At 46.8% G+C, this 14,690-nt stretch carries 12 protein-coding genes; 9 read left to right on the forward strand and 3 right to left on the reverse strand.

What is annotated here, in order from left to right; all coding sequences use genetic code 11:
* Positions 1–100: 100 nt before the first annotated feature.
* Both yidC and pyrG read right to left on the reverse strand, forming a co-directional pair.
* Positions 101–2,002, reverse strand: a complete 1,902-nt coding sequence (gene yidC / locus NBH16_RS14915) for a membrane protein insertase YidC (protein WP_250788821.1) — start codon at positions 2,000–2,002, stop codon at positions 101–103.
* A 10-nt stretch (positions 2,003–2,012) separates the two neighbouring features.
* Complete coding sequence (gene pyrG / locus NBH16_RS14920; protein ID WP_005865380.1) at positions 2,013–3,620, reverse strand: CTP synthase; 1,608 nt, start codon at positions 3,618–3,620, stop codon at positions 2,013–2,015.
* A gap of 417 nt (positions 3,621–4,037) precedes the next feature.
* Between pyrG and NBH16_RS14925 the strand changes: the two genes are divergently transcribed.
* From NBH16_RS14925 to galE, 9 genes are all read left to right on the forward strand, one after another.
* A complete protein-coding gene (locus tag NBH16_RS14925) occupies positions 4,038–5,582 on the forward strand; it encodes a DUF3078 domain-containing protein (RefSeq protein ID WP_121962406.1) in 1,545 nt (514 codons plus the stop codon).
* Between the two features lie 101 nt (positions 5,583–5,683).
* Positions 5,684–6,100, forward strand: coding sequence for a SoxR reducing system RseC family protein (locus NBH16_RS14930; protein ID WP_005865376.1), 417 nt, complete (start codon positions 5,684–5,686; stop codon positions 6,098–6,100).
* A gap of 9 nt (positions 6,101–6,109) precedes the next feature.
* Positions 6,110–7,042, forward strand: coding sequence for a Fe-S cluster domain-containing protein (locus tag NBH16_RS14935; RefSeq protein ID WP_172514325.1), 933 nt, complete (start codon positions 6,110–6,112; stop codon positions 7,040–7,042).
* An 11-nt stretch (positions 7,043–7,053) separates the two neighbouring features.
* Positions 7,054–8,385 carry an electron transport complex subunit RsxC gene (gene rsxC, locus NBH16_RS14940; protein ID WP_005865372.1) on the forward strand — a complete coding sequence of 444 codons (1,332 nt, stop codon included), beginning with the start codon at positions 7,054–7,056 and terminating at the stop codon, positions 8,383–8,385.
* 12 nt (positions 8,386–8,397) lie between these two features.
* On the forward strand, positions 8,398–9,366 hold the full coding sequence (locus NBH16_RS14945; protein WP_005855664.1) for an RnfABCDGE type electron transport complex subunit D: 969 nt from the start codon (positions 8,398–8,400) through the stop codon (positions 9,364–9,366).
* A gap of 2 nt (positions 9,367–9,368) precedes the next feature.
* Positions 9,369–9,983 carry an RnfABCDGE type electron transport complex subunit G gene (locus NBH16_RS14950; RefSeq protein WP_008771710.1) on the forward strand — a complete coding sequence of 205 codons (615 nt, stop codon included), beginning with the start codon at positions 9,369–9,371 and terminating at the stop codon, positions 9,981–9,983.
* 17 nt (positions 9,984–10,000) lie between these two features.
* Positions 10,001–10,585: an RnfABCDGE type electron transport complex subunit E gene (locus NBH16_RS14955; protein ID WP_008771709.1), complete on the forward strand. Its 585-nt coding sequence runs from the start codon at positions 10,001–10,003 to the stop codon at positions 10,583–10,585.
* Between the two features lie 12 nt (positions 10,586–10,597).
* The gene (gene rsxA, locus NBH16_RS14960; RefSeq protein ID WP_158532476.1) at positions 10,598–11,170 is read left to right on the forward strand and encodes an electron transport complex subunit RsxA; all 573 of its coding nucleotides are present in this window, start codon (positions 10,598–10,600) and stop codon (positions 11,168–11,170) included.
* Positions 11,171–11,195: 25 nt separating this feature from the next.
* The gene (gene galE, locus NBH16_RS14965) at positions 11,196–12,236 is read left to right on the forward strand and encodes a UDP-glucose 4-epimerase GalE (protein WP_250788822.1); all 1,041 of its coding nucleotides are present in this window, start codon (positions 11,196–11,198) and stop codon (positions 12,234–12,236) included.
* Positions 12,237–12,305: 69 nt separating this feature from the next.
* Here the strand turns inward: galE and NBH16_RS14970 are convergent, their stop codons facing one another.
* On the reverse strand, positions 12,306–14,687 hold the full coding sequence (locus NBH16_RS14970) for a hybrid sensor histidine kinase/response regulator (protein WP_250788823.1): 2,382 nt from the start codon (positions 14,685–14,687) through the stop codon (positions 12,306–12,308).
* Between the last annotated feature and the right edge of the window lie 3 nt (positions 14,688–14,690).

Here is a 14,690-nt window from a genome sequence, read left to right on the forward strand (position 1 = left end):
TGTTTTTCAAGTAGAGGAGCCAAGATATACAAAAAAAATCCCTTTATCTACCAATAAGCAAATAAAGGGACCTTTTTCAAGGACAACAATTACTATTATCCTATCGTTTTTTCTTAGCCTCTTGTTGTTTACGCAACGTCTCCTGCTGTGCTCGTTGAGCCTCTTCCAGACGTTTCATGAAACCGGATTTCTTCATCGGTTTCCGTTTGTTTGCCTCCAACTTAGCTAACAATTTATCCTCATTGATCGTATAGCGGAAGATCAATGTCTGCACGATTGTGATCAACGTAGAGATGAAATAGTAATACGTCAAACCGGAAGCATACTGGTTGAAGAACACCAAGAACATCAACGGCATCATGTACATCATGGCCTTCATGCCCGGCATCTGTTGCTGCCCGGTATTCGTCATCTCCATATTATACTTGGTATAAAAAATATTCGTGATCGTCATCAACAAACAGAACAAACTGATGTGATTTCCGAAATACGGAGTGATGATCGGAATATATTTATTCCAACTAAAGATAGCGTCGTAAGTAGACAAGTCGTGCGCCCAAAGGAAACTCTGGTGACGTAACTCGATCGCCGACGGGAAGAACATGAATAAAGCGATCAAGATCGGCATCTGCAACAACATCGGCAAGCAACCGCTCATCGGGCTCGCCCCCGCACGGCTATATAGCTCCATCGTCGCTTTCTGCCGTTCCATAGCCTTATCCTGTCCGGGATACTTAGCGTTGATCTCCTCCACTTGCGGACGCAATACACGCATCTTGGCGGACGACATATAAGACTTATACGTCAACGGGAAAAGGATGGTTTTCACGATGATCGTCATCAAAAGGATCAAGATACCATAATTATGGATAAACTTACCCAAGAAGTCGAACAAAGGGATCACGAAATATTGATTCACCCAACGGAAAATACCCCAACCAAGCGGAACCAACTTCTCCAGATCCAGTTGCTGCTCGGCAACGACACCTTTATCGAAGGACTTCAACAAGGCGAACTTATTCGGTCCGAAATACAAGGACAGGTTCGTGGCCTCCTTACCTTGCAAGTCGAAAGGTACAGAAGTGGTCGTCTTGAATTGTTTCAATACATCCCCCTCCGGAATCGCTTTCGAGTCTAAGGTAGTAGCCTCAAAGCCCTCTTGCGAGATCAATACGGTAGAGAAGAACATATCCTTATAACCGATCCATTTCAAGCGGTTCGGGATCTGCTTGCTGTCACTCTTCGACTCGCTCAGGTGTTCCACGTCGTCCGCCATGAACTTGTAGTTCAAGGTCACGTAGCGATCCTCAAACTTACGTCCTTTTTCCTGTTGGCGGATATCCTGCTCCCACAATAAATCCAAGGCATTCGTGCTCGGTGCCAAGACACCGTTCAATCCCGTACCCAGAATCTGGTATTGCACCATATAATCATCCGGTTTCAAGGTATAGGTAAAATCCAGATGACTACCCTCGCCGGTGTTCAAACGCATGATCACAGAATTCGGATCATTACCTTTAACCGGGGTAAAATACAAATCGCCCGTATTCACGACACGGTTCGTAGCCGTGACCAACGTAAAATTAAAATTAGACTCTTTCTCGTCGAACAAAACGAGAGGCTCGTCATTATACGTATCATACTCCTTCAAGCGTGCGTAACAAATACGTCCGCCCTTATTGCTGATACGAAGCTCAACCAAGTCATTTTGCAGGGTCGTGTAATCTTCCGTACCCACCATAGCTTCGCCGAATACGCCGAAGCTCTGCTGCAAACGTTGCGCCCTTACCGAGTCCGGCACGTTCTCCAACGAATCCTCCACTAAAGCACTTTTGTTCTCTTGTTTCTGCAATTCCAGTTGCTGGGCATACTCAATCTTCGCGATTGAATCTTGGTAACGACGTTGCGCCTCCAACTGCTCAGGCGTTGGCCGGTTGAACCAGCTAAACGCAAATAATACGACACCGATCAGCAGAAAACCTATTAATGTGTTTTTATCCATTTATCACCAATTATTTTTTATTTTCGATAGCAGCTTTCACGAAGCTGAGGAAAAGAGGATTCGGATTCACCACGGTACTGTTGTACTCCGGATGATATTGAACGCCCACGAACCATTTCAAGGCGGGGATCTCTACCACCTCTACCAGATTTGTCTCCGGATTCTCACCCGTACACATCATACCGGCGGCCTCATATTGCTTCTTATACTCGTTGTTGAACTCGAAACGATGGCGATGACGCTCTTGGATATGCTCCTTGCCGTATGCCTCCAATACCTTGGAGCCCTCTTTCAGCGTACAGTCGTAAGCACCCAAACGCATGGAACCTCCCATATTGGTAACGTTCTTCTGCTCCTCCATCAAGTCGATCACCTTATGTGCCGTATTCGGCTCCATCTCCGTAGAGTTGGCATCCGCCAAACCTAATACGTCACGGGCAAACTCTATCACCATGCACTGCATACCCAAGCAGATGCCCAAGCAAGGGACATCATGCTCACGAGCGTATTTGATAGCGGCAAACTTACCCTCGATACCTCTCTGCCCGAATCCGGGGGCGATCAAGATACCATCCATATCCTTCAATTGCTCGGCGGCGTTCTCGTTATTTAATTTCTCCGAATGGAACAAATGCAAATCCAGTTTATGATGATTGTAAATAGCGGCTTGCAACAAAGACTCGTCGATCGACTTATAAGCGTCTTGCAATTCCACGTATTTACCTACCAAACCGATCTTCACCGTATCCGTAGCCGTGCTCTTCAAGGCAAGGAATTCCTTCCAAGGCTTCAACTCCGGAGTCGGGCCGACTTCCATACCGACCTTACGCAAGACCACCTCGTCCATCTTCTGGCGTTGCAATACCAAAGGAACCTCGTAGATCGTCGGTACGTCGATCGACTGGATCACGGAATCCTCGGCCACGTTACAGAACAACGCCACCTTACGTAACAAGTTCGCATTCAGCTCATGCTCCGTACGTAAAACCAACACGTCCGGCTGGATGCCTAACTCCTGCAATTGCTTCACGGAATGTTGCGTAGGCTTCGTCTTATACTCTTTCGCCGCCGCGATATAAGGCACATAAGTAAGATGTACGCAAAGGCAGTTCTTACCCAGCTCCCATTTCAACTGGCGAACGCTCTCTATGAAAGGCAGAGACTCGATATCACCCACCGTACCACCGATCTCGGTGATCACGAAGTCAAATTTATACTTGCTACCCAATAATTTCACATTACGCTTGATCTCATCCGTGATATGAGGTACCACCTGCACCGTCTTACCCAGATAATCCCCCTTACGCTCCTTGTTGATCACGCTTTGATAGATACGTCCGGTAGTGATATTATTCGCACGGGTAGTCTGGACATTCAAGAAACGCTCGTAATGGCCCAAGTCCAAGTCAGCCTCATGTCCATCAACGGTCACGTAACATTCCCCATGCTCATAAGGGTTCAACGTACCCGGATCGATGTTGATGTAAGGATCAAATTTTTGGATAGTAACCTTGTAACCTCTTGCTTGAAGGAGCTTACCTAAAGAAGCGGAAATAATTCCCTTACCTAAGGAAGAGACCACGCCGCCTGTAACGAAAATGTACTTTGTATCTGCCACGATAGTAATATTTTAGTTATCTTTTTAATTGCACACCTGCATTTCGAAACCGCAAAGTTAGCGATTTTCATCGAGACATGCCAAATTTAATGTTTTTATTTCTCGCTGAATATCTCCAGAACTGACCCGTGCTTCGGCAGGACTCTTCCGATTCCCGACCCGAAGCACGGCACTAAAGACAGTACTTCTCATGGAATTACTTCGGTACTCCGCAGGAAGTACTGAAGTACTTTGACCGAAGTATTCCAGTACTTCCTGCGGAGTACTGAGGCAAGTCCGTATAAGCCTCGCTAGACACACCTGCTTTGCCTCAGTGATCGTAACTTTTACCCAGATAAATATCAAATCGTATGTTGTATATCATTCTTTTTAGCTAATTTTGCGACCACTACAACTAATAGATGTAAATAAGGTATTATGATGATGAAGAGGCATGGTGTGTATGCGCTATTATTACTTTCACTAATTGGGAGCTCGGCATACAGCCAAGAGAACCAACTAGTTACCGGAACGATAGTTCAACGTCCCGCACAGCAAGTCGTATCGGATGATACGATTCCTGCGATCAATCTTGGCGAAGAGGAATTAGACAACATCGTAGACATTCGTAAACAATTCGAGAAACAAAACAAGACTTACTCGGCGCCCTTGGCCCCAAGCACGAATTTACTGCGTTTCTTGAAAAAAGACGAACTGGAGATCTCGGACGAGGCGATGTATTGGGCCCGTCTGGTACGAGACGCCTCCACGGCTTTCGATAATACGATGACCTTCCGAGACACCGTGATCGTAAACCCTTTATTCATGCCGATCGTTTTCCGGGGAGATTATCTACCCAAGAACTTGATATTCTACAACTTCGATTCATTGAAGGAGAGGACTCCCTATGATAACTTATACCGGACAGACTCCATCTTCAAAGATCTGGAGCGAAACAAACAGTTCGAGGAGATGGCTTACAAATATGTGCAGAACAATTACCCGACTTATTTCCGCTACTCCGAGAGGGATCTGCCCAATGAGGTGATCAAACCTAAATTCATCAAGAAGAATATTTATGAGGACTTGCCGATCAAGGTGGAGGCTGATGCCAATTTTGAGGACGTAGACGCTCCCGCTCGCTTTATCCCGGAGCGGAGATACTGGATATCGGCCTTCGAGAGCGCCGTCCAATTCTCCCAGAACTACGTTTCGGAGAACTGGTACAAGGGTGGAAGTAGTAACTTGAACCTGTTCACCAAGAACAATTTAAAATACGACTATAAGAAAGATAAGGTACAAGTAACGAACGAACTGGAATTCAAAGCCAGCGTATATACGGCACCGAAGGATACCTTAAGGAACTATAAGATCGGTGACGACGTATTCCGTATACACAGCAACGTCGGCTACCAAGCGTTCAACAAATGGTACTATACGTTCGACGCTGAGTTCAAGACCCAGTTCTTCACTAACTATCAAGAGAACGAGCACATCAAACAGGCCGCGTTCCTTGCCCCGTTCTCTATCAACTTCGGTCTCGGTATGAAATACGAGCTGGAGAAACAATTTACCGACAAGCATAAGAAGGTTAAATTCAGCACCAACTTGGCGCCGATCTCCTATACATATATGTATACGACACAAGAGATCGATTATAGCCGTCACGGTTTCAAGAAAAACGAGGAAACCGGTGAGTTCAATAACAAGCTAAGCCAAATAGGTTCCACGATCCGTGCAGACCTCGCCTTTGATTTCAACCGTAACGTAAGCTGGCAATCCCGTCTTTATTTCTTTACCACTTATGGCGATCATACCATCGGGGAGTTCGAGAATACCTTGGTTCTGGCCATCAGCCGCTTTTTCTCCACACGTATCTATTTTCACCTTAGATACGACGATGGAGTGGAAAAAACAGAGGATAACAAGAGTTATTTCCAGCTTAATGAGTTGTTAAGTTTCGGTTTTAATTACAAATGGTAAGCTAGGATTTAAGATTTCGAATAATAAACTTTGTTAATCGTGACATAGTTTCTAAATTATACTTACTTTTGCCTTGATTTTGCAATGTCGAGATTACAAATATGAGCGAAAGTATAAATCATACAGGATTTGTAGAGAAGATCGATGGTGACACCGTCTTCGTCCGCATTACCCAACAATCCGCATGCTCGGGATGCCACGCACAGTCTATGTGCTCGGCATCCGAGAAAAAGGATAAGATCATTGAGGTACCCGATCGGTCGGGACGGTTTCGCATTAACGAGGAAGTGATAATATGCGGACAAAATTCCATGGGGCTTCAGGCCGTATTGCTGGCATTTGTCATTCCTTTGGTGATAGTCGTAGGGGCCATCGTGATCGGTACGAATCTACAATGGGACGAGACCACAAGCGGGTTAACCGGTTTATCGCTTTTACTGCCTTATTACTGTATACTATACTTAATGCGTGACAAACTAAAAAGACGATTTATATTTACTTTGAAAAAACTTAATTGATAATATATCATGATTTTAATTGCCGTTATTTCATTAGGAGCAATCGGGGCGGTCGGAGCGGTTTTCCTCTACGCTGCTTCCAAGAAATTTGAAGTCTACGAAGATCCTCGCATCGCGCAAGTACAGGAAGTCCTTCCCGGGGCGAACTGTGGAGGTTGCGGTTATCCGGGTTGCGCCGGATTCGCGGGCGCTTGCGTAAAAGCTGACTCATTAGACGGATTGCTCTGCCCCGTTGGTGGTGGCCCGGTCATGGCCAAGGTCGCTACGATACTGGGTAAAGAGGCGGGTACAACCGAACCCATGGTAGCCGTTGTCCGTTGCAACGGAACTTGTCAGGCCCGTCCACGTACAAACTCTTATGATGGAACGAAAAGTTGCGCCATCGCCTCTACCCTTTACGGAGGCGAGACGAATTGTTCTTTCGGTTGCCTAGGTTATGGCGACTGTGTGAACGCCTGCGCTTTCGACGCGATCCACATCAACCCGGCTACGGGAATCGCCGAGGTGGACGAGGAAAAATGCACTTCATGCGGCGCTTGCGTGAAGGCTTGCCCGAAGAGTATCATCGAGTTGAGAAAGAAAGGACCTAAATCACGCCGGATTTACGTGTCTTGCGTAAATAAAGATAAGGGAGCCGCCGCCCGCAAGGCTTGCGCCAACGCTTGTATCGGCTGTGGCAAATGCGCCAAGGAATGTCCGTTCGAGGCGATCACCGTAACAAACAACGTAGCTTATATCGATTATACGAAGTGCCGGATGTGCCGCAAATGCGTGGCTGTATGTCCGACAGGAGCTATTCATGAGCTGAATTTCCCTCCTCGCAAGGAAGCCGCTCCCGCTCCGAAAGCGGAGACCGTGAAACCGGCGCCGAAGGCAGAGGCTACCGTGAAACCGGAAGCCGCTCCGAAAGCTACAAGTGAAGAAAAAACAAATCTAAATTAAAATCTAATAGTATGCTAAGGACATTTCGAATCGGAGGTATACATCCCCCCGAGAATAAACTGTCTGCCGGTAAGAAAATTACGGCTCTCGCTACGCCTAAACAGGTGATTATCCCCCTCAGCCAGCATATCGGCGCCCCGGCGCAGGCCGTGGTGAAGAAAGGGGATCTGGTAAAGGTGGGTACATTGCTAGCCAAGGCGGGTGGTTTCGTATCAGCGAACATCCACTCTTCCGTATCCGGCAAAGTGAACAAGATAGATAACGCTCTCGACGCTAGCGGATACAAACGTCCCGCTATCTATATAGATGTGGAAGGTGATGAATGGGAAGAGACGATCGACCGCAGCGAGACCTTAGTGAAGGAGTGTGCGCTGTCTTCCAAGGAAATCGTGGATAAGATCGCCGCTTCCGGTATCGTCGGTCTGGGTGGAGCGACTTTCCCTACGCAGGTGAAATTGATGCCGCCTCCCGGAAACAAGGCAGAGATCGTAATCATCAACGCCGTGGAGTGTGAGCCTTATCTTACTTCCGACCATTCGTTGATGCTGGAGAAAGGCGAGCAAATCCTAGTCGGTGTCACGATCCTAATGAAAGCGGTCAACGTGAACAAGGCCGTGATCGGTATCGAGAATAACAAGCCGGACGCTATCGCCCATCTGCAAAAGTTGGCGGTAAATTATAAAGGTATAGAGATCATGCCGCTTAAGGTACAATATCCGCAAGGAGGCGAGAAACAATTGATCGACGCCGTTATTCGCCGTCAGGTAAAAAGCGGTGCGCTTCCTATCTCGGCGGGTGCCGTGGTACAGAACGTAGGAACTGCTTATGCCGTTTACGAGGCGGTACAAAAGAACAAACCGTTGTTCGAGCGTGTGGTGACGATCACGGGTAAGGCGGTAGCTAATCCTTCCAATTTCTTGGTTCGTATGGGAACCCCGATCAGTTGCTTGATCGAGGCCGCAGGTGGCCTGCCCGAGAATACGGGTAAGATTATCGGTGGCGGACCGATGATGGGTAAAGCGTTGATCAGCGCCGAGGTGCCGGTTTGCAAAGGAAGCTCCGGCGTTTTATTACTGACGAAAGAGGAGTCTGTCCGCAAGCCGATCCGGGATTGCATCCGTTGCGCCAAATGCGTAGGTGTCTGCCCGATGGGATTAAACCCTACCCTATTGATGAACGCCACGGAATTCCAGAATTGGGAATTGGCGGAGAAGAACTATATCACCGACTGTATCGAGTGCGGGTCGTGTAGTTATACCTGTCCGGCCAACCGTCCGTTGCTGGATCAGATCCGGTTGGGTAAAGGAAAAGTTATGGGTATTATCCGGTCTAGAAAGTCATAAAACAAGAGCAACATGGAAAATAATTTATACGTATCGCCCTCGCCCCACATCCATGGTGGCGACAGCATAAGCAAAAATATGTATGGTGTACTGATTGCCCTTATCCCGGCTTTCTTGGTATCCCTCTATTTCTTCGGTCTGGGAGCGTTGATCGTTACGGTCGTATCGGTTTTGGCCTGTATGATATTCGAGTATTTGATCCAGCGATTCCTGATGAAAAAGGAACCGACCCTTTGCGATGGCTCCGCTATCCTGACAGGTGTATTGCTGGCCTTCAACCTACCTTCCAACCTTCCGGTCTGGATCATTATTATCGGAGCGTTGGCGGCGATCGGCATCGGCAAGATGTCTTTCGGTGGATTAGGTAATAATATTTTCAATCCGGCGTTAGTCGGACGTGTATTCTTATTGATCTCCTTCCCGGCACAGATGACGACTTGGCCGGTGGTAGATGCCTTGAACGTTTTCCCGATGACTTATACGGATGCCCAGACCGGCGCAACGGTATTGTCGTTGATGAACGAAGGCGTGACCGAGCTTCCGTCTTACGGGAACATGCTTGTAGGAGCTATGGGAGGTAGTCTCGGTGAAGTGAGCGCCGTGGCCTTGATCCTCGGTCTTTTATTCATGCTATGGAAAAAGATCATCACTTGGCAGATCCCGGTATCCATCTTGGCTACCGTATTCGTATTCACGGGCATCATGCACTTGGTGAATCCGGTACAATACGCCAGCCCGTTTGTTCACTTATTATCCGGCGGTTTGTTATTAGGCTCCATCTTTATGGCGACCGACTACGTAACCTCACCGATGAGCAAGAACGGAATGCTTGTCTACGGCGTGGGAATCGGAATCCTTACCACGGTGATCCGTTTGTTCGGGTCTTACCCGGAAGGTATGTCGTTCGCTATCCTGATCATGAACGCATTTACTCCGCTAATCAACAGCTATATCAAACCTAAACATTTCGGAGGAAAGTAAGCATGGCAAAATTAAAATCAACATTACCCAATATGCTCCTTTCACTAACAGGCATTTGCTTGGTAGCAGGGGCGATCCTAGCCGGAGTGAACCAGTTTACCGCCGGCCCTATAGCGGTAGCTAAAGCGACCGCCTTGGAGGAAGCGATTAAAGCCGTTGCTCCCGAGTTCGACAACAAACCGACTGAGGACGTCTATATGGCCGTCTCCTCCGATGGTGATTCCCTCAAGATTTATCCTGCCAAGAAAGGCGGACAAGTCGTTGGCGGAGCCGTAGAGAGTAATACGAAAAAAGGCTTTAGCGGTGAGATACGGGTTATCGTAGGTTTCGATATGGATGGCAAGATCTTGAACTATTCCGTATTGCAACACGCCGAGACTCCGGGTTTGGGAGCCAAGATGCAAGAATGGTTCCGTGCGGACAAGAACAAGCAAAGTGTCTTGGGACGTACGATTCCGGACGGAGGCTTAAAAGTAACAAAAGATGGTGGCGACGTGGACGCTATCACGGCAGCGACCATCTCCAGCCGTGCGTTCCTCGATGCCGTGAACCGTGCGTATAGCGCATTCGCAGGCGTAGACGGATTAACGGGTGCCACTTCAACTGATAACAAATAAAAAGGGAGGACAGAACAATGAGTAATCTAAAAATATTGATGAATGGTATCATCACGGAGAACCCGACATTTGTATTACTGTTAGGTATGTGTCCGACCTTGGGAACGACCTCTTCGGCCATCAACGGCATGAGTATGGGATTGGCTACGATGTTCGTATTGATTTGCTCGAATATCGTGATCTCCGCCTTGAAAAACGTAATCCCCGACTTGGTGCGTATCCCGGGATATATCGTTGTGATCGCGACGTTCGTGACCGTAGTGCAGATGTGCATGGAAGCGTTCGTCCCGGCTTTATACGCTAGCTTGGGATTATTTATCCCGTTGATCGTGGTAAACTGTATCGTACTAGGACGTGCCGAGGCTTTCGCCGCAAAGAACGGAATTATCCCGTCGGCCCTTGATGGTATCGGAATGGGACTTGGTTTCACGATGGCTCTTACGCTGCTGGGCGCTTGCCGTGAGTTCTTGGGAACCGGTAAGTTATTCAACGTAACCTTGATGCCCGAGGAATACGGTTCGTTGATCTTCGTATTGGCTCCGGGAGCGTTTATCGCCTTGGGTTATCTGGTAGCAATAGTAAACAAACTGCGTAAAGCATAATAAACGGATCATATGGAATATATATTGATATTTATCGCCGCCGTATTCGTTAATAACGTTGTACTGGCACAGTTCTTGGGAATTTGTCCGTTCTTGGGGGTATCTAAGAAAGTGGAGACTGCCGCAGGCATGGGAGCCGCCGTTACGTTCGTGCTTACGATCGCCACGATTGTTACATTCCTCGTGCAAAAATACATATTGGACGCTTTCGGATTAGGGTTCATGCAGACGATCAGTTTTATCCTGATTATCGCCGCCTTGGTACAGATGGTGGAAATCATATTGAAGAAGGTCTCTCCCGCCCTTTATCAAGCGTTGGGCGTATTCCTTCCGTTGATCACCACGAACTGCTGTATCTTGGGTGTGGCTATCCTTGTAATCCAAAAAGAGTATAATTTATTGGAATCTGTGGTATATGCTATCTCGACCGCTATTGGATTTGCGCTAGCTTTGATTATCTTCGCGGGTATTCGGGAGCAACTAGCCATGACGCATATTCCGGAAGGCATGAAAGGCACTCCTATCGCCTTGATAACGGCCGGTTTGCTAGCTATGGCTTTTATGGGATTCTCGGGTATCGTATAACAAACTTATCTAAATGAACACTAGAATGAAAAAGAAGATTTTAGTAGCGGGCGGAACCGGTTATATCGGCTCACACACCACAGTAGAATTGCAGAACGCCGGATATGAGGTAGTCATTATCGACGATTTGTCAAACTCGAATATCGAGGTGCTCGATGGTATCGAGAAAATCACGGGCATCCGTCCGGAGTTTATCCAATTGGATCTAAAGGATAAGGAAGGTACTCGCAAGGCATTGGAAGCTCATCCGGGCATCAAAGGCATTATCTTGTTCGCCGCTAGCAAGGCGGTAGGAGAATCCGTACAGCAGCCTTTGAAGTATTATCGCAATAATATTGTCACTTTGGTGAACTTGTTGGAGATGATGCCTGAATTCAATATCGAAGGTATCGTATTCTCTTCCTCTTGTACGGTATACGGACAACCGGACCCGGAGAACTTGCCGGTAACCGAGAATGCCCCGATCAAACCCGCTATGTCTCCTTATGGAAACACGAAGCAGATCAACGAGGAGATTATCCGGGATACGATCCACGCAGGAGCGCCTTTCAAGAGTATCATCTTGCGCTACTTCAACCCGATAGGCGCACACCCAAGCACAGAGATCGGCGAGTTGCCGAATGGTGTTCCCCAGAACTTGATCCCGTACTTGACACAGACGGCTATGGGTATCCGCAAGGAACTAAGCGTATTCGGCGATGATTATGATACAGCAGACGGTTCTTGCATCCGTGACTATATCAATGTCGTAGACTTGGCGAAAGCACATGTAATCGCTATGGACCGTATGCTTGAGAATAAGTCTGATGAGCATATCGAGATATTCAACCTAGGTACCGGCAATGGTGTTTCTGTCCTTGAACTGATCAATACCTTCGAGCAGACAACAGGCGTTAAGGTTCCACACAAGATCGTGGGCCGTCGTGAAGGGGATATCGAGAAGGTATGGGCCAATCCGGAGCACGCGAATAAGGTATTAGGTTGGACCGCCAAGGAGACTTTAGCCGACACCCTGCAATCCGCATGGAACTGGCAGAAACGTTTGAGAGAACGTGGCATCCAGTAAATAACACAAAAAAAGAGGCCGTATCTGATAGCGCTTAGCTAAGATACGGCCTTTTTTATATCCTTATATCTACAAGTACTTCTCTAAGATCTCAAGAACCTTCCCGAAATCGATCGGCTTAGCGATATGCTCATTCATTCCGGATTCTTTACACAACTTGATGTCTTCCGCAAATGCGTTCGCAGACATGGCTATTATCGGCATGGACTTGATATCCGGACGTTCTAATGCCCGAATATGGCGAGTAGAGTCGTACCCGTTCATGACCGGCATCTGGATATCCATAAATACCAAGTCATAATATCCCGGACTAGAGTTTTTTACCATATTCACCGCGACAAGGCCATTTTCCGCCTCCTCTACCACCGCACCGGTCTCTTCTAGTAACACAGTCGCTATTTCCCTATTCAAGCTATTATCTTCCACCAGCAAGATCCGCTTACCCTCAAAGTTACCGAAAGGATATTGAGGCTTCTCCGTCTCTTCCTCTTTTTTCTCTTGCTTGATAGCGAAACTTTTCATCAAATAAAATAACTTGGATTTCATCAACGGCTTACTTATGAATCCATCGACACCGGCTCGTTGGGCTATTTCCTCAAAATGCGGACAATCATAAGCGGAAAGAATAATGATCGGAATATCCCGGCCAACGACTTTTCGGATACGGGTAGCGGTCTCGATCCCATCCATTCCCGGCATTTTCAGATCAAGGATAACGGCAAAATAGTCATCATTAAGATGATGTACCCTCTCTACTTTCCCGATAGCCTCCTCACCAGAAATGGCATACTCGCCTTTCATACCGATCTCGTTAATCCTCATACATGCGTTCTCGCAACACACGATATCATCGTCTACCACGAGAACCGGTAAATCCCTTAAATGATCATCCTCAAAACACCCTTGATCCTGCAATTTCAACTGCATCGTAAATGTAAAAACGGAACCTTTGCCATATTCACTCTCCACCTGAATCTCACCATTCATCATATGAGCGATATTACGGCTTATTGCCATGCCTAAGCCGGTTCCTTGTATATTCCGCAGGGTTGCGTCTTCCGCACGTTCAAATGGCTCGAAAACCTTGTGTAAGAAATCCGGCTTTATTCCGATACCATTGTCTATAACCGTAACCTCAAATAAACCATAATTACCATTTTTAATTGGCTTTTCCCGTATCTCAAGTGTTATTTTCCCATAGTCCGGCGTATACTTTATGGCGTTCGACAGCAAATTCAACAATACTTGCTGAATCCGTTGCACATCGCCAATCAGCTTTTCATGTTTGACTTGAAACAAGTGAACCCGGAAATCCTGAAACTTCTGACTGACCGAAGTCTGAACCATAGTAATTACGCTTTGCAATAACTCGCCCATATCGAACTCCTCGTCTGTCAGCAAAATATGTCCGCTCTCTACCTTAGACATATCCAAGACCTCATTGATCAAGTTCAATAACAATTTGGAAGAAACCATAATCTTCTTCAAGCAATCTACTATACGCTCCCGATCGTCGATATGCATACTGGCGATAGTGGTCATACCGATAATGGCATTCATCGGAGTACGTATATCATGGCTCATACGGGATAAGAAATCCGATTTAGCCTGATTTGCCGATTTAGCCACTTGTAGGGCATCTTGAAGTAATTGCCTTTGCCGCTCTTCCTCACGAACCTCCATAATATCGGTCCGGGTCAAAAGAAGTATATTCCTCTCCTTATCGAAAAAGCTAAAACGCATCTTCTTATCCCTAAAAACGCCATTCTCCATCACCTGACAGAACAAGACATACTCACGGGAATTTCGTAAGACAGATAAGACATGATCTAGGGAAAGATTTCGGGTTAACTCATCTCGCTGATCCTCAGGCACATATTTGTGGTGGAACTCGGCTACCTCTTTTTCATAGTCATTACTCGCTATCGGGGGGACCGGCGTCCCACTTTCACGATTGGAAGTATACATGACATAGCTATTCGTGTTTGCCTCTATATAAACGACATAATCATACTCAGTCTGAACGGCAGCCTCTACGATCTGTGCCTTGCGGCAATGATTCACATAACGGCTGGAAAGAATGATACGATCCGGAATTCCACTCTTATCTTTCAAGATACGAATAAAAGCCTCATGCCACTCAAAACCAAACAAATCATTACAGAAACGCATGTCGAACTTCTTATTCGCTACGCCGCTAGCCGCCATTTGCCGCAATGAATTCAAGGATAAGATCTCCTCCCATTTCCCTAAATCCGCAGGATATACATATTCTTGAATGTAAGTCTGGCAAAGTTCTGTATAATCCAAACATTCTCCTTCCCTTTCGGGAGTCATCGAATCTTTGATTATCTCAACCTTTTCATTACCTAATGTGACGATCCAAAGCGTATCGACTAGCTCGTTTACACCACAGAGTAGTTCTTCCAAATTTAAAGTAGTATTTGTCATTTT

This window comes from Parabacteroides sp. Y3-G-102 (assembly GCF_023656845.1).
GTDB lineage: Bacteria > Bacteroidota > Bacteroidia > Bacteroidales > Tannerellaceae > Parabacteroides > Parabacteroides distasonis.